General features: G+C 62.8%; 15 protein-coding genes and 1 pseudogene. 9 read left to right on the forward strand and 7 right to left on the reverse strand.

What is annotated here, in order from left to right:
* Positions 1–13 precede the first annotated feature (13 nt).
* Together KJQ96_RS02755 and KJQ96_RS02760 are read right to left on the reverse strand one after the other, a co-directional pair.
* Complete coding sequence (locus tag KJQ96_RS02755; protein ID WP_057848113.1) at positions 14–421, reverse strand: DUF4332 domain-containing protein; 408 nt, start codon at positions 419–421, stop codon at positions 14–16.
* A 51-nt stretch (positions 422–472) separates the two neighbouring features.
* Positions 473–838 (reverse strand): DUF2267 domain-containing protein, encoded by a 366-nt coding sequence (locus KJQ96_RS02760; RefSeq protein WP_213285183.1) that lies wholly within the window; start codon positions 836–838, stop codon positions 473–475.
* Positions 839–1,165: 327 nt separating this feature from the next.
* On the opposite strand from KJQ96_RS02760, the gene KJQ96_RS02765 reads away from it, so the two are divergent.
* The 4 genes and pseudogenes from KJQ96_RS02765 (at position 1,166) to KJQ96_RS40075 (ending at position 6,184) form a co-directional block, all read left to right on the forward strand.
* Complete coding sequence (locus KJQ96_RS02765; protein ID WP_213285184.1) at positions 1,166–2,785, forward strand: helicase HerA-like domain-containing protein; 1,620 nt, start codon at positions 1,166–1,168, stop codon at positions 2,783–2,785.
* 80 nt (positions 2,786–2,865) lie between these two features.
* Positions 2,866–4,185 carry a glycosyltransferase family 87 protein gene (locus KJQ96_RS02770; protein WP_249733721.1) on the forward strand — a complete coding sequence of 440 codons (1,320 nt, stop codon included), beginning with the start codon at positions 2,866–2,868 and terminating at the stop codon, positions 4,183–4,185.
* A 6-nt stretch (positions 4,186–4,191) separates the two neighbouring features.
* Positions 4,192–5,595: a M20/M25/M40 family metallo-hydrolase gene (locus KJQ96_RS02775; RefSeq protein ID WP_213285185.1), complete on the forward strand. Its 1,404-nt coding sequence runs from the start codon at positions 4,192–4,194 to the stop codon at positions 5,593–5,595.
* Positions 5,596–5,653: 58 nt separating this feature from the next.
* Positions 5,654–6,184: pseudogene (locus KJQ96_RS40075) on the forward strand (transposase).
* Between the two features lie 144 nt (positions 6,185–6,328).
* Here KJQ96_RS40075 and KJQ96_RS02785 read toward each other — a convergent pair.
* Positions 6,329–7,312 carry an NAD(P)-dependent oxidoreductase gene (locus KJQ96_RS02785; RefSeq protein WP_213285187.1) on the reverse strand — a complete coding sequence of 328 codons (984 nt, stop codon included), beginning with the start codon at positions 7,310–7,312 and terminating at the stop codon, positions 6,329–6,331.
* 105 nt (positions 7,313–7,417) lie between these two features.
* Positions 7,418–9,067, reverse strand: a complete 1,650-nt coding sequence (locus tag KJQ96_RS02790; RefSeq protein WP_213285188.1) for a glycosyltransferase family 39 protein — start codon at positions 9,065–9,067, stop codon at positions 7,418–7,420.
* A gap of 341 nt (positions 9,068–9,408) precedes the next feature.
* On the opposite strand from KJQ96_RS02790, the gene KJQ96_RS02795 reads away from it, so the two are divergent.
* Positions 9,409–10,299, forward strand: coding sequence for a DUF308 domain-containing protein (locus KJQ96_RS02795; RefSeq protein ID WP_213285189.1), 891 nt, complete (start codon positions 9,409–9,411; stop codon positions 10,297–10,299).
* Positions 10,300–10,472: 173 nt separating this feature from the next.
* Positions 10,473–10,886, forward strand: coding sequence for a MucR family transcriptional regulator (locus KJQ96_RS02800; RefSeq protein WP_065728006.1), 414 nt, complete (start codon positions 10,473–10,475; stop codon positions 10,884–10,886).
* Between the two features lie 21 nt (positions 10,887–10,907).
* Here KJQ96_RS02800 and KJQ96_RS02805 read toward each other — a convergent pair whose 3' ends face one another.
* Together KJQ96_RS02805 and KJQ96_RS02810 are read right to left on the reverse strand one after the other, a co-directional pair.
* Complete coding sequence (locus tag KJQ96_RS02805; RefSeq protein ID WP_213285190.1) at positions 10,908–11,336, reverse strand: SufE family protein; 429 nt, start codon at positions 11,334–11,336, stop codon at positions 10,908–10,910.
* A gap of 82 nt (positions 11,337–11,418) precedes the next feature.
* Positions 11,419–11,850 carry a DUF5330 domain-containing protein gene (locus tag KJQ96_RS02810; protein ID WP_213285191.1) on the reverse strand — a complete coding sequence of 144 codons (432 nt, stop codon included), beginning with the start codon at positions 11,848–11,850 and terminating at the stop codon, positions 11,419–11,421.
* Positions 11,851–12,272: 422 nt separating this feature from the next.
* Between KJQ96_RS02810 and KJQ96_RS02815 the strand changes: the two genes are divergently transcribed.
* The 3 genes from KJQ96_RS02815 to KJQ96_RS02825 are packed head-to-tail and all read left to right on the forward strand — an operon-like array spanning position 12,273 to position 15,192.
* Positions 12,273–14,099: an ATP-binding protein gene (locus KJQ96_RS02815; protein ID WP_309142355.1), complete on the forward strand. Its 1,827-nt coding sequence runs from the start codon at positions 12,273–12,275 to the stop codon at positions 14,097–14,099.
* Entirely contained in the window at positions 14,092–14,814 is a 723-nt protein-coding gene (locus tag KJQ96_RS02820) for a peptidoglycan-binding domain-containing protein (RefSeq protein WP_213285193.1), read from the forward strand. The genes KJQ96_RS02815 and KJQ96_RS02820 overlap by 8 nt, the downstream gene beginning before the upstream one ends.
* Before the next feature lie 33 nt (positions 14,815–14,847).
* The gene (locus tag KJQ96_RS02825; protein ID WP_213285194.1) at positions 14,848–15,192 is read left to right on the forward strand and encodes a DUF1491 family protein; all 345 of its coding nucleotides are present in this window, start codon (positions 14,848–14,850) and stop codon (positions 15,190–15,192) included.
* Between the two features lie 13 nt (positions 15,193–15,205).
* Here KJQ96_RS02825 and KJQ96_RS02830 read toward each other — a convergent pair whose 3' ends face one another.
* Positions 15,206–16,183, reverse strand: coding sequence for a DUF2336 domain-containing protein (locus KJQ96_RS02830; protein ID WP_213285195.1), 978 nt, complete (start codon positions 16,181–16,183; stop codon positions 15,206–15,208).
* Positions 16,184–16,220: the final 37 nt, after the last annotated feature.

Genomic DNA, 16,220 nt, shown 5'->3' on the forward strand with positions numbered 1-16,220 from the left:
CAGTCGCTGATGTTCAATAGCTGATTTTGGGCGGCAGCTTGCGCGCTTGCTCGATCAGTTGCTCGACCGATCGCTCCGAGGGCAAAACCCGGACGAGTTTGCACTTCGTGTTCACGTCTTTCATGTTCTGGGCGAGTCGCGCCGGATTGCGATGGGCGAGTTCGCGTACCGTGGTGACGCCCGCAGCGCGCATCAGGCCCACCTTGGCCTTGCCCATCCCGGGAATGCGCATGTAGTCGGAAAAATTGGCCCATTCCAGCAGTTGCTGCTCGCTGATGCCGGTCTTCGCTGCGAGCGACTTGCGCCCTTTCACGGTGCGAGCGGCTTCCAGCAGCGCATCGGTCGTGCGAATGCCCAACGATTTCAGTTTCGAGGCAGAGTAGGCGGTCAAGCCGTCGATCTCGGAAAGGGGATAAGTCATGATACCAGATGAAAAAAGAATGTGCCCGGGCCGAATGTGCTCACCAAGATCCTATGCGAACTGGCTGAGACCTGGTGTCCCCGAAATGATTTCGCCCATTTGATCCGCTCCGATTTTGTCGCGACCGAACCTGAAAAGTTCACGCGCCACGTTTTGAATTTCACTCATGCCCAGACCGAGCGCCATCAGCCTGGTGCCAACTGCCATCAAGCCTCCGCCCATCAGCTTCGCGAAGCCGCCATTGCCGCTGGAAGCCGCAATCGCAGCTTCGGCGCCCGGAATTTGGTCGATCAGAGCCTGAACCTTGTCGGAGGGGCCCTCGTTGCGGAGAAAACCCAGAACGATGCCGATGGTTTTTTCAGCGACAGCGCGATCGATACCGGCCTTGGAGGCCAGTCGCCCTACCAGTTCGTCCATATTGCCCCGTCCCCAAACCGGCTTTACCGGGTCGTCTACTTGCAAATTTATCTTGAGCGCCTGCGATCTGAAATACAAGCGATCCGCACGTGCGAAGGCTTAGATCGAGTCGCAAGTGTTGCAGCAATGCAAGAGTGAAGGCCGGATCCACGCTGACTTGCTGCGCTGCGCTCTCAATTTTTCCGCCGAAGGTTGGAAAAAAGTATGAGAAAGCCTGAACGAAGAGGCGGGCGAATGCTCACGTATTTACCGCCGACGGTTTCAATCGGCGGGCAGGATGCGATATGATCGCCAACCAAATCCCCCGGCGCGCGAAGAGGCGATGCGATGGTGACTTCCGATAACAAGACGGCCGATACCGAAGAGAAGATCTTCATCGGAAAGGGCGAACAGACGGCCTGGCTGACGCTGGCGCTTGCCAATCGGCATGGCCTCGTCACCGGAGCGACCGGCACCGGCAAGACCGTGTCGCTGCAGGTGATGGCGGAGGGCTTTGCCCGCGCCGGTGTTCCCGTGTTCGCGGCCGATATCAAGGGCGATCTGTCCGGAATTTCCGAGATCGGCGAGGCCAAGGACTTCATCCTCAAACGCGCCGGCGAGATGGGGCTCAATTTCCAGCCGGACCAGTTCTCGACGGTATTTTGGGACGTGTTCGGCGAGCAGGGCCATCCAGTTCGCGCCACGGTCACGGAAATGGGACCGCTCTTGCTATCGCGAATGCTCGACCTGAACGACGTGCAGGAAGGCGTCCTCAATGTCGCATTCCGCGTGGCGGATGAAAACGGATTGCCTCTGCTCGACATGAAGGATCTGCGGTCGCTGCTGGATGCGATCGCGCCCGCCGGCGGTAAAAGGGGGCCGGATGCCGAGGAGGACGAACACGCGGAGATCCGAAAGGCCGCGCAGAGTTACGGAAATGTCAGCAAGGCAACGATCGGCACCATTCAGCGCCAGCTTCTGGTGCTGGAAAACCAGGGCGGCACTAAATTCTTCGGCGAGCCGGCGCTTTTGCTGAAAGACTTCATGAAGACCGACAGCGACGGCCGGGGAGTGGTCAACATTCTGGTCGCCGACAAGCTGATGCAGAATCCGAGGCTCTACGCAACGTTTCTGCTGTGGATGCTGTCGGAGCTGTTCGAAGAGCTGCCGGAAGCCGGCGACCTGCCGAAGCCGAAACTGGTCTTCTTCTTCGATGAGGCGCATCTGTTGTTCAACGATGCGCCGAAGGCATTGCTCGACAAGATCGAGCAGGTGGTCCGGCTGATCCGCTCCAAGGGCGTCGGCGTCTATTTCGTCACGCAAAATCCGATCGACGTGCCGGACAAGGTGCTCGCCCAGTTAGGCAACCGCGTGCAGCACGCGTTGCGTGCCTTCACGCCGCGCGACCAGAAGGCGGTGAACGCGGCGGCGCAGACCTTCCGGCCGAACCCCAAGCTCGACACCGCTCGCGTCATCATGGAACTCGGCAAGGGCGAGGCGCTGGTGTCGTTCCTTGAAGGCGGCGGTACGCCGACCATGGTCGAGCGCGTCATGATCCGGCCGCCGACGGCGCGGATCGGGCCGATCACGCCGGAAGAGCGCAAGGCGATCATGGGCAAGAGCCCGGTCAAAGGTAAATACGACACCGCGGTCGACGCCGAATCCGCCTACGAGATGCTGCAGAAGCGGGTAGCCACGACGGCGGCGCCTGCGGAAGGGCAGGATGGTGGCGGTGGCGGCATTCTCGGCCAGATCGGCTCGATCGTCGGCACGATCTTCGGCACCAACGTCAGGCGCGGCAGGCTGACGACTGGTCAAGTCATCGCTCGAGACGTTACCCGTTCGGTCACCAACAGGGTCGTCGGTGGCATCGTCGCCGATCTCGGCAAATCGGTTGGTGGATCGCTCGGCGGTTCAGTTGGTCGCGCGCTGGTGCGCGGCGCGCTCGGCGGCTTGCTGCGGCGCTAGGACTGTTTCGAGCGAAGGTGTTAGTCGGTTCGCGTGAAGAGCTGCGACGTAATCTCCTCTGAATCCGGAACGAGCGTGTGCTGAGATATCCGTCGCTACGAAGGCCGCTCGATATCCTGTTTCTGGTATGTTGCGTCGCGCTGACCGCCGATGTCCTCGTCCCGGAACTCTTGGGCAACGGCAAGACCAAGGACTATCCGCTCTGGTTCTGGGCCGGTCAGCAGGTGTTGCAGGGCAAGAATCTCTACCCTGACAATCCCGCCGCTTATTTCGAATTCATCTATCCACCGTTATCGGCGGTGCTGCTGGCGATCCCGAGCTTTTTCGGCAAGATCCCGCTTTATCTCCTCCTGTCGTTTCTCAACATCGTCGCATGGTGGACAACGGCGCAGTTATCGCACGCGATGGCGGGATCGGGGAAGAAGCCCGGGCCATGGCTGGAAGCACTGCCCGGCTTCGTCACCGTCACCTTCGTGTTCGACATGTTCGACCTCGGCCAGCCCAATCTCGTGCTGCTGGCGCTGATGCTCTACGGGTTCTGGCTGCTGCGCGATCATCGCGGCTGGATGGCGGGAAGCATGTTTGCGCTCGCTACCGCGATCAAGGTGTTTCCGGTCGCGGTGTTGCCTTATCTGGTGTGGCGAAGACAGTGGGCGGCAGCCGCGAGCATGCTGTTTTTCATCGGCCTATTTCTGTTCGTGCTGCCGGCGCCGTTTCGCGGCTTCCAGCACAATTTCACGGAACTGAGGACCTGGTACCAGGGCATGGTGGGTTCGAGTTCGGAGAAGGGGTTCGGGCAGCGCGACACGCAGAACTGGTCGTGGGTCAACCAGTCGATCATCGCGGTGACGCACCGGCTGACGCGGCCGGTCAACTACAACCAGGACAATCCGGCCAAACCCGTGCGCACGATGAACATCGTCGACGTCGATTTCAGGACGGCGAACTGGATTGTGGTGGCGATCTCGCTCGCGATCGGGCTCGGCTATCTTGCTGTCATGCCGCCGGCCTCGCGCCGCACGGAACGGTCGGATGCCGAAGAGATCGGCATCCTGTTTTGCCTGATCACGGTAGCTTCGCCGCTGGCCCGGCAATACTACTTCCTGTGGTTGTTCTTCCCGATCACTGTTTTGGTCCACCGCGCTGCTTACGATCCGCGCCCGGCGGTCAAAACCGGGACATGGACGTTGCTCGCCGTCGCGGGCGGGTTGCTGTGCCTGTCGCTGCCGCTGTTCCCGGTTGATCTGCAGGCCTATGGCAACAATCTCGCCGCCACCATCCTGCTCGCGGCGGGGCTGGTCTGGCACATATTGCATTCACCTGCCGCGGATGTTGCCTTGCCTCAGGCCGCGGGCAAGCTACAACTTGACGCTAACAACAAGGCTCACAGCCAAGGATAGCAAGCCATGTCCAACGCCAAGATCCAGCCGGTCCTCGATCACATCGACGCCGATTTCGACAACAGTCTCGAGCGGCTGTTCGCGCTGTTGCGGATCAAGTCGATCTCGGCCGATCCGGCTTTTATCGGCGATTGCAAGGCGGCCGCCGATCATCTGGCGAAGGATATCGCCACACTCGGATTCAAGGCCGAGGTGAGGCCGACGGCTGGGCATCCGGCGATCGTTGCCAAGCTCAATGGCAGCAGCGACGGCCGGCCGCACGTTCTGTTCTACGGCCATTATGATGTGCAGCCGGTCGATCCGCTCAATCTGTGGCACCGGCCGCCATTCGAGCCCATTGTCACCGACCATGCCGACGGCCGCAAGATCATCGTCGCGCGCGGCGCGGAGGACGACAAGGGCCAGTTGATGACTTTCGTCGAGGCCTGCCGCGCCTGGAAGAAGGTCACAGGGTCGCTGCCGGTCGACATCACCATCATCATCGAGGGCGAGGAGGAAATCGGATCGAAAAACTTCGTGCCGTTCCTTGAGGCCAACAAGGCTGACCTGAAGGCCGATTTCGCGCTGGTCTGCGACACCGGCATGTGGGACCAGAACACGCCGGCGATCACGACCTCGCTGCGCGGGCTTGTCTATGACGAGGTCAAGATCAAGGCCGCCAATCGCGACCTGCATTCCGGCATTTTTGGCGGCGGCGCGCGCAACCCGATCCGGGTGCTGACCAACATTCTCGGCAGCCTGCATGACGAGAACGGCCACATCACCATTCCCGGATTCTACGATGGCGTAAAAGACCTGCCGCCGGACATCCTGGCGCAGTGGAAGAACCTCAACCTCACGCCAGAGTCATTCCTGAAGCCGATCGGCCTTTCGATTCCGGCCGGTGAAAAGGATCGCCTGCTGATCGAGCAGGTTTCCTCGCGCCCGACCTGCGATATCAACGGCATCATCGGCGGCTACACGGGGGAGGGCTCCAAGACGGTGATCCCGGCGGAAGCTTCCGCGAAAGTTTCGTTCCGCCTGGTAGAGGGACAAGACCCGGAAAAGATCCGAAAAGCCTTCCGCGACTATGTCCGGGCGCGCGTGCCTGCCGACTGTACGGCCGAATTCACCGACCATTCCAACGCGCCGGCGATTGCGCTCGACTGGAACATGAAGCCACTGGCGGCCGCCAAGCGCGCGCTGACGGACGAGTGGGGCAAGGAAGCGCTCCTGATCGGCTCCGGCGCCTCGATCCCGATCGTAGCCGATTTCAAGCGCACGCTCGGCCTCGACACCGTGCTGGTCGGCTTCGGCCTCGACGACGACAACATCCACTCCCCGAACGAGAAGTACGATCTGAAGAGCTATCACAAGGGCATCCGCTCCTGGGCGCGGATCCTCGGCGCGTTCGCGGAGGGAGCAAAGTAGCGTGTAGGATGGGTAGAGCGAAGCGAAACCCATCACCTCACCGCATGGGCAAGTGAAGATGACCAGCTACCGTCGCAATTTCATCCCGGCGGTTGTTTCTTCTTTACGGTCAATCTTGCCGACCGGCGGTTGAGGATGCTGACGGAATACGTCGAAGCCCTCCGCTCTGCATTTCGTGAGACCCGCCAGCGCCATCCGTTCACGATAGACGCGGTGGTCGTTCTGCCAGATCATCTGCATGCGGTCTGGACGCTGCCCGATAGTGATCGGGATTTTTCGACGCGTTGGCGGCTGATCAAGTCGACGTTCTCACGCCGTATCGCGCCCGGCGAGCTGTCTCAGCCAGCCGGGCCGCCAAGGGCGAACGCGGCATCTGGCAACGACGCTATTGGGAGCATACGATTCGCGATGAGGACGATTTGGTGCGTCACATCGACTCAATCCGGTAAAGCATGGCTTTGTAACTCGAGTTAGGGATTGGCCGCACTCGTCGTTTCATCGGATGGTGAGGCTTGGAATTAATCCCGAAGATTGGGCAGTGACATTACGGCCGGGAATTTCGGCGAACGGTCTTGATGAGGCGACGTGATGGGTTTCGCTGCGCTCTAGCCATCTACGTCAAAACAAAAACGCCGCCCGGGATTGGACGGCGTTTGATTCCGAGACGTGTAGAGGGTGTGTGACAGGCAGTTTAGCGCATCCGCGCGGCTTGTCCACCGGATACTCACGCCGCTCACTCTACCGGGTAGGGTCCCTCGCGAAAGATGCGGTCGTGATAGCCCTTGCTGCCAATCTCCCGCGCGAGCGGGCTGCGGATATCGTCATCCTCCCGCAGCCGCGCAATCATCGCGCGGAAATCATGGCGCGGTTGCCAGCCGAGTTCGGCACGCGCCCGGTCGTTGACGTAGACGCGATCGATGCCGGGAAACATCGTCCAGCCGCGCCGCGCAAATTCAGCCTCAAACTCCGGCACGTAGCGGCGGACCAGACGCGGCGCGTCGTGGCGCAGTTCCGCCGTGTCGTTCCGTGAAAATGGCGTGGTGGCGCTGATGATGTATTTCGCGAAACCGGCCGATGGCGCGCGGTCGGCCGCCATCAGATGTGCGCTGACCACGTCTTCGATATCGACGCGGCGATAGAGGAACTCGTTGGTCTTGACGTTGGCGTCGGCGTAGGCCTTGCGCATCGCGCGATTGTCATCCTCTTCAGGGAAGAAACGCGAGGTGCGTAGCACGATGATGCGAAGCGCGTGATTTCGCGCAAAAAGCTGGCACAGATCCTCCGCGGCAGCCTTGGTGACGCCATAGATATTTTTCGGCACGGCCGCGACATTTTCGGTGATCCAGGCCGCCGGCTCGCCCGGCGGTGGCACCAGCGCCTCGCCGAAGACGCTTGTGGTGCTGGTGTAGACGAACGCCGTGACGCCGGCTGCGGCGGCCTCTTCGAGCAGATTAAGCGTGCCTGATATGTTGACGTCGATAAATTCCTGGCGGCTGTGGGTCGCCACATGCGGCTTGTGCAGCGTGGCGGCGTGTAGCACGGTCGTCACGCCCTTCATGCAACGGCGCACGAAAGCGCGGTCAGTGATCGAGCCCAAATGATGCGTAAACGCGCCGGGCAGAACGTCAATACCGATGGCCTTGCGCCGATGCGCCTGCAATGTACGCATCAGCGCCTCGCCGAGATGGCCGGAACTGCCGGTCACCAGTACGGTCACGCCGCTATAACCTTTCGCGCTCGAGAATTGTTGATTTTCGAGAGCGAGCGTAGCCCTGCGGCAACTCAGCAGCAAGGCGCGGCCGGGCGCGGCTGTTATGCGGGATCAGGGCGCCGGAATCGCCAACAGCGTCGAGATGGCGCGACCGCGGATGTCGTAGACGCGCGCGAACACGACGTCGTCGCGCTTGATTTCCACCATGACCGGCGCGGTGAGGCCCTTGCAGTAGAACTCGCCCAGCGTCATCGCGAAGTCGGCCGACTGGCTGTCCCAGCCGATCGTGAAGTCCGGGCCGAGCGCCACTTGCGCCGGACGCTGCGGGCCGCACACCGCGACCTTCCACTTGCGTCCCAGTGGAGGAAATTCCTGCCGTTCGACCAACTCCTCGCGCAGACCGTCGGAAGCCTGCTTCAGCGCCAGCCCCCAGTAATCCAGCATAAACATCTTGTCGGCGCCGCGAACCGTGCCGGCAATGTGATTGAAATGGGTGTATTCATAAGGATGCAGGCGGATCATCTCGCTGACTGGCAGCAGCAAACCGAACGAGAACACCGCAAGCGCGGCGGGCTGCCAACTGCGGCGATTTTGCTTCAGCCATTTCATTCCCCAGGCGAACGCGACGCCCGCAAGCACCGTCATCGGCGGGATCACGAAGATGAAATGCCGGATGCCGTTGTAGAGCGCCGGCCGCTTCACCATCGCGATCACCAGCGGCAGTGTCGCCGCCAGCATCAGCATCAACAGGATGGTCTTGCGACGGGCGGCTACGTCAGCGCGCGACAGCGACGTGAAAGTGCCGACGACACCGCCAATCAGAAGCGCGAGCAATATCTCGGGAAGCTGCAGCGCGAACAGCGTCGGCAGATACGACCACGGCATGTCGGGCACCGAGACCAGCGCGCCATCGAACATTTCCTTCCAGGGCTTTTCGAAGAAATGCGAGAAATAGGTCAGCGCCTGGAATGGATGGCCGGGCTCCATGATCGACCACGGCCACACCAGGCCCATGATCAGGTATCCGAACACGAGCCCCGGGACCAGGACATACACGACATGGGCGAAGCGGCGGATCGCCTCGCGCGAGCCTTGCTTGCGGACGTCCTCGATCAACAGCGGGACGAAGCCCACCATTGCATAGACCACCGCCAGCCCACCGAGAATCCGGCAGCCGATGGAGAGACCGGCGCCGAGGCCTATGATCAGAATGGTACGCGGCGAGGGCGCGGGATACTCCTCGGCGAGGCGCACCAGACCCAGGATCAGGATCACCATCGAGACGGCAAACGGCGCGTCCTTCGGGTTCATGAACATGTGCCCGTAGAAGGTCGGGCACAGCGCCAGCAGCAGCAGCGTCGCGAGCCCGGCAAGCGGGCCGCCGACGCGCCGCGCCAGCCGCCAGGTCACGGCAAGGCCGATCAGGCCGACGACGGCGCCGAGCAGGCGGCGCGTTTCGAACAATTCTAGCGGAATGACCTTGTGCAGCAGGGCCGCCGCCATGTCGAAGCCGCCGCCATACATGTAGAGATTGGCGAACGACAGCGCGCCGGTATCCTTGAAGCCGGAACCGTACATCCGCAGCAGCAGATCGGCATATTCGGCGTGCGTGTAGTCGTCCCAACCCAGCCCATAGTCGCGGAAGGTCAGGCCAGCAACGAGCGTGACAACGGCCAACGCGAAAATGGCGAGGTCGTCACAGGTCCGCTCCACCGAGCGCCGCGCAGGCGTATCGAGAGCAGAAGTCGTAATGGATGACATGGCGATTGGTAACCCAGCGTCCCCTATGGCCCAGCGCGGATATTCTTGAGCCTCATTCCCCGGGTACCCATATAGCGCAGTTCCATTACCAAGTAATTGGGAATTGTGGCGTAAATCCCTGACGCAATGCAACAAAAGGGAAGTAATTGGTAGACGGTAAAGTTACGGGTGCCGGAGTGAACGGCACCTGAATGGCACGAAACACCAGCGACCAGGATTACTGCAACCAAGCAACGCCATGCGGAACCCAGTGTGCAATTGGTGGCGATGCGCACAATATGACGGTATCGTGGCTTTGGGCGGCTTGCGAGCGTTTCGGGCGCGGCTGAGGGGTTAGTTCAATGATGGTTGTTATGTTGGTCGCCGGGATCGCTCTCGTTTTGGCGGGGCTGCTGGCGATCGGCTTCGGAATCCCGATCAAGGAATTCAGCACCGGCAACACGCTGATCATCGCCGGCGTGATCGGCGTCTGCACCGGCGCGATAATGCTCGCGCTCTGGATAGCGGTCCGGGAGCTGAAGAACGTTGCGCGGCGGCTCGGCGCCAGTATGCCTGAAGCGCGCGGCGAGGCCGCGGTGCGGCCGGTGCTTCCCGCTGCCGCGACGCGGGAATCTGGTCCCTTCGGCGGCGGTTTCCCGGCCGCCGAACAGCCCACTGGTCCAGGATCATTTTCCCCAACGGCACCGCCGCCGTTCTCGCCAGCGGCGCCGCCGCCTTGGCAGAACGAGGCTGTCCTGCGGGATCACCCGATCCCGGAACCGACCCACCCCGAACCGCCGCCATCGGCTCAGAAGCCGAAACGCAATTTGCTGTTTTCCTCGACGTCACGAAGAGAGCGCGAGCGCGCGCAGGGGCGCGCCGGTGAGCCGCTGCCGCCGGACCTTTTGTCATCGGACCTTCGTTCCAATCCACCCGCCGAGCCGCCGGTCGAGCCGGCCGAACCGCCGCGGGCGTCGTTCGAGAATGCCTGGCCGAAAGCGGAGCGCGCACAATCCGGCGAAACCCCGCCGCAGCGCCGCGGCGGCCGCACACCCCCGGCGCCGGCGGAAGCCAATGGTGGACCGCCGCGCACGGAGGATCAGCCGGCGGTGACAGTGCTGAAGTCCGGCGTCGTCGATGGCATGGCCTACTCCCTCTACTCCGACGGTTCGATCGAAGCCCAGATGCCGGAGGGGATGATGCGCTTCGCCTCGATCGACGAGCTGCGCGCGCATCTCGATCAGCGGTCCTGACCCGGCAATACTTGTCGCGAGAGCGGTTGTTGAAAATAAAGCGCCGCTGTTCTTGTCAGTTTCCCGGCACTTCGTTCATATACGCCAAGTTGTATAGGATGCCGCCGATGTATAGGCGCGGTTAGATACTGTCCGAACCGCACAGATGCATCGTAATCCCAGAAGGTTGAGCCATGACCGATCCCGCCGGCAAGACGCCCGTCGAACTGACCGCCAATATCGTATCGGCCTATCTCAGCAACAATCCGACCCAGGCCTCGGAAATCCCGAACCTGATCAGCCAGGTCCATGCCGCGCTGATGCGGGTCTCGAGCGGCCGGCCCGAAACGCCGCTCGAGCCAGCCAAGCCGGCCGTGTCGGTGAAGAAGTCGATGACGCCGGAATATCTGGTCTGTCTGGAGGACGGCAAGCGCTTCAAGTCGCTGAAGCGCCATCTGCGCACGCAGTACAACATGACGCCGGAGCAATATCGCGACAAATGGGGGCTACCGCCGGATTATCCCATGGTGGCGCCGAACTACGCGGTGGCGCGCTCGCAACTGGCCAAGAAGATGGGACTTGGCCAGCAGGCGCGGAAGCGGAAGTAAGCCCGATCAATGCAACGGTGTCTACGAGGCCGCGGCAAGCGCCTCGCGCGCGTCGGAGCGGATGCGCTCGACCATGGAGCGTAGGCCGTTGGAACGCTGCGGCGTCAGGTGCTCGCGAAATCCGAATTCGTCGAATACCGCGAGCGCATCGGTTGAAAGGATGTGCTGCGGCGTGCGGCCGGAATAGAGCGTGAGGAGAATTGCGATCAGGCCGCGCACGATGTGAGCGTCGCTGTCGCCCAGATATTTCAGCTTCGGTTCGCCGTTGCCGCTGCGGTCGATCTGCCGGGAAAGCCAGACCTGGCTGACGCAGCCATTGACCTTGTTCTCGGCGGAATGCTCGGCCTCCGGCATCGGGTCGAGGGTGCGGCCGAGTTCGATGACGTACCGGTAGCGGTCGTCCCACTCGTCAAGCAGTTCGAAATTGTCCCTGATTTCGTCGATCGTCATCTTGGCCCGCGTCCGTTTTCGTAAGTCTTATATAGGATGCGGATTGAACGAAAGCGACGGAAACGGAACCGGTTCCGCGGCCTTATTTTGAAGCCAACGGCGTCCGCGGCAGCCGCCATTCGATCGCCGTATCGTCCTCCGTCAGCGCATCAGTGGGCGAAGCGGCCGCGGTCACGGCCTCGGCGTCGCCGGCGGTGCCGATCGAGCTGGTATGGTCGGGCTTCTTGTCGGGCACGGCGGGCGGCTCGGGCTTCTTGTCGGTGATGATCTTGTACAATTGGCGGGCGCCGTCCTGGGCGCGCTGGCCGATCGCGGTGGCGGCCTGGCCACCGACCTCGCAGGCCGCCGGCTGGCGCTTGCAGAACTGGCCCATGTCGGAGACGGCGGCGGTCGCAGCCGATACGGCTTCGGACGCGCCGATCTGCGGCACCTTGTCCGATTCAGGTGTCCTTTCTCTGGGCAACAGCACGAGCACGAGCCCGAGCCAGAATGCCATGCGAAGCAGAAAAAACATCTCGCGACCCCGGTCGTCTCTTATGGTTGTGTTGCGGTTAAGTCCGCTAGCTTTGTTTCTGACTAACAGCCTCCGATAAATCGCAAGTGTTTGCATTGAGGTAAAATCGCCGAAAATTTTCCGAAAACTGCAACGATTGGATTCGGCGTAAATTTTCGATTGACGACCATCGCCGCGCGAAAATTCGCGCCGCTCGCGCATCCACCATTTCGAAACCATAGATCGATCGCGCTGGAAACCTATCGTTCACCATCCGGGTCGAATGACCGTCGCGCGAGACGTCAAAACTCCGCGGATGCGCGTTGTTGGTCGGCCATGCGCCGGGCCTTAGCGTTCGCTTAAGCTCACTCTGACACGGTGACGCAAAGATAAGGGGGCGTTCCGGCGCGTCTGTCTGACGAACAAGCCGAAGCGCGGGAGCCGTGATTGTTTTGAGTATCATCCGCGATTGTCTCGATGCGCTGCTGCATCCCTCCGCACGATATGATGCGCTGACGAGTGCGCGTCATCGCGCTTTCATGGCGCCGCGGCTGCTCGGCAGCCTGGTGGCGCTTGCGGCCTTTCCGGTCTATCTGGCGATGCGCGGGGCGCCCACGGCGCTCGAAGTCGCGGCCTTCGCCTGGCTGATCGCGCCCATCCTGTTGTCCTGGTTCCTGTCGCGCACCGGCCGCTACGAGGGCGCGCATATCCTGTCCGCGCTGGCACTGGCGGGCCTTGTCATGATGGTCGCCGTGACCACCGGCGGTATCGAATCGTTCGCCGCGGTCTGGCTCATCGTCGTTCCCCTGGAAGCGGCGCTGTCGGCCTCGCGCCGCGTGGTCGTGTTTGCCTCTGCGCTTGCGCTGTCATGCGCCGCCTCGTTGATCGCGCTCGGGCATTTTCACCTGCTGCCAATGGCAGAGCCGAACGCGGCGCTGCGCGGCATCCTGATGGGTGCCGGCGTTGCTTCGGCAACGCTCTATGCGGCGGGACTGGCCGTTAGCGCGGAATCGCTGGCGCGCACTTCCGTATCGCTGCTCTATCTCGAGGAAGACCGCTATCGTCTGCTTGCGCGAAACATGAGCGACGTGATTTCGCGTCACAACCGCAGCGGCGCCGTGGAGTTCATTTCGCCGGCGGCGGAAGCCATGCTCGGCACGCCCGGCGCCCGGCTCACCGGCCATGGACTGTTCGACCGTGTCCATGTCGCCGATCGTCCGGCCTATCTCACGGCCTTGTCGGATGCCGCGCGCGGGAGCGAGCAGCGCAGCGTGGAATTCCGCCTGCGCCGCGACGCGATCCGCGGCCAGAACGCTGCCGCCGATTTCATCTGGGTCGAGATGCGTTGCCGGCCGCTCGAGCAGGTTTCGCCCGAGGCCGATGTCGTCGCCGTGATGCGCGACGTCACCGACCGCAAGATCCAGGAGCAGGCTCTTGAAATGGCGCGCACCGCCGCCGAGCAGGCGGATGCCTCCAAGACGCGGTTCCTGGCTACCATGAGCCACGAACTGCGCACGCCGCTGAACGCCATCATCGGCTTTTCCGAGATGATCGTGCACGAAGAGGCGATGATGCTCGACGCCGCGCGCCGCAGGGAATATGCGCAGTTGATCAACGATTCCGGCCAGCATCTGTTGTCGGTCGTCAACGGCATCCTCGACATGTCCAAGATGGAAACCGGCAATTTCGAAATTTCGCCGGAGCCGTTCGCGCCGCGCACCGCACTGTTGCACTGCTGCAATTTGCTGGCGCTGAAGGCGCGCGACAACGGCGTCGACCTGATCACCCGCGCTGCGGAGGACTTGCCCGTGATGAACGGCGATCCCCGCGCGTTCAAGCAGATCGCGCTGAACCTCATCACCAACGCCATCAAGTTCACCGAGCGGGGCGGCAGCGTGACGGTTTCCGCCGCGGTCGAGGGATCGCGGCTGATGCTGAGTGTCACCGATACCGGGGTCGGTATCTCGGCCGAGGATCTCGCGCGGATCGGCGATCCGTTCTTCCAGGCCGGCAAGACCTATCAGCGCAAGCACGAAGGCACCGGCCTCGGCCTGTCGATCGTCAAGGGGCTGGTCGGATTGCACAACGGCGAGATGAACGTGCAGAGCAGGGTCGGCGAGGGTACCACGGTGGCTGTTACCCTGCCGCTTGACTTTGCGCTTTCGCTGACCACTTCGAACAACGTCGCGACGCTGAAACCGGCGGAGCGACCCGAATCTCAGGATCCCGAATCTCAGGATGAAGTCCATCAGGTGAAGAAACGTGCCTAGGCGTATTGACGACGATGACGAGATGCCGCGCCGCCGCCGTCGCGGCGCGAAAGCGGTTGCGATCGAAGCGAAGCAAGAGCGCGGCCTCATGATGCGCATTCTCCTGCACAGTCCGAAAGACATGATCGCGGGCCTGCTTGCGGCCGCCGCAATCTGCGCCATTGTCGCCAATGCGCTATTCCTGCAGGCCGGCCGCCATCCTTCGCCGATGTTCGGCTCGGTCGTGACGCTGCCGGCGCCGCAAGCTGCCGTCGCGAGTCCGCTGCCGCGCCCGCGCCCGGTCGAAATAACCGCAAGGCCGGTCGATTCTGATCCGCCGGAAATCAGGCCGGTCGAGGTGAGGGGCGCCGATCCCAAACACGTCGAGACCAAGAGCGCCGATTCCAGGAATAACGATTCCAAGAACGCCGATCCGATGACCAATCTGGTGGTCAAGTCGACCGGCGCGCCCGCCGCGGCCCCTTCCAATGTGGTGCGACCGCCGGCGCCGATTCCGGCGAATGGGCAAAGCGCCGGCGCACGCCGCGTGGCGGCGGTGCAGCGCGCACTGACGCAATATGGCTACGGCCAGTTGAAGCCGACCGGCGCGGTCGGTGCGGACACCCAGGCCGCGATCTCGAAATTCGAGCGCGACCGCAAGCTGCCGGTGACCGGCCAGATGTCCGATCGGCTGGTGAAGGAGCTCACGGCGATGATCGGCCACCCGATCGACTAGCATCCGCCCGCTCGCTGGCCTATCGTCGTTTCCATGCGATTAAAATCAAGCATCTGGGTGGCCGCTTATCTGCGCCGCTGCCAGACCGAGGGAATTTTTGGCGCCGTGCGCAAGCGCGGGGCGGAGGAGGCGGGGGCGGTGTTCGTCAAGGTGGCGTTGCTCGACGGCAGCGCCATGCTGTACGCGCCCGCGCCGCAGACCGTCTATGACGAGAGCCGCCCGGCCGAGCGGCTGTTTGCGCCGGCCTCGCCGCAGCCGGTGCCCGAGCAATCGGTGGAGGAGCGTCTCGCCAAGGAACTCCGTTTCGATCCCGACGCCTGGATCGTCGAGACCGAAGACCGCGCAGGGCGGCACTTCCTCGATCTGGCCAAAGCCTAGAAGCGCCGGACGCCTAGCGCTTCGAGCCGTCAGTGCCGGTGCGTGTGGCCGGCGCGGTTCCAGGCTGCACCGCGGGACGTGCTTGCGAACCCGCCGCACGCGCGCGGTGCCGTTCTTCGTCGTAAAGCGCGGCGCGATATTTGGCGCGGCTGACTGCCATGGTCGAGCCGCGCCATGCAGCCAGCATGACGAGCGCGGATCGTTCGCTCAAACGGTCGTAGAGTCGCGACAAGCGATAGACGTTGTGCACGGATGAGCCGAATTCCGGATTGAGGAACAGCAGCACGCGCTGGAAGACCGCGCTCGGCATGTCGAGCGCCTTCGCTGCGCATGCCAGCGGCTCGCAGCCGGGATCATTGACAACCTGCGTTGCGATCCGCGATGGCAGGATCAGGGCGTCGCCGAGTTCGAGCGCGAAGTTTTCGGCGTCCTCGGCGAACGCGGCCATTTCCAGGATATGAAGCGCGCGGGCGGCGCGGGCCGCGGGAATTCGCGCCGAGGCCTTCAGCGGCGTATCGGCGAGATTGTGCAGGATCAGCGCGCGCTCGCTGGGACCGGCCGCGAAGAACATGTCGCTGATTTCGGCAGCATCGTTGGGCCGCATTGCCAGGTTGGACGCCATCCGCAACTGCGCCTCGGTCGGCGCCTTCACCGTCGGCGCGTCGGTCGGGGGAGCGGTGATTGCAGCCGCGAGCGGCAGGGGCTGGTCGGGGTGCGCACGGCGCAGGCCGAGCCTGTCCATGATCTCGGCCGGTGTCGCCGGATAGATCGCGAGCCGCGCCCGCACCGCCGCGCGGGTGGCGTCGTCGACCTGGTCGATCAGGCGGGACGTCAGTTCGACGAACTGCCGCTCCTCGTCGGCCGAATGGGCGCTGGTCTGGACATAAAGGTCGGTCAGCACGCGCAGCAAGGTCGGGCGGATATCGACGCCCTCGCGGCGCGAGAGCGTCATCAGCCCGTCGAATCCCGGAAACAATGGAGCTGCAGTCATGTCAGGTGTACGCGACTTCGATAATCCTTCGCGTCAG

Source organism: Bradyrhizobium sp. sGM-13 (assembly GCF_018398875.1).
In the GTDB taxonomy this organism is placed as follows: Bacteria; Pseudomonadota; Alphaproteobacteria; order Rhizobiales; family Xanthobacteraceae; genus Bradyrhizobium.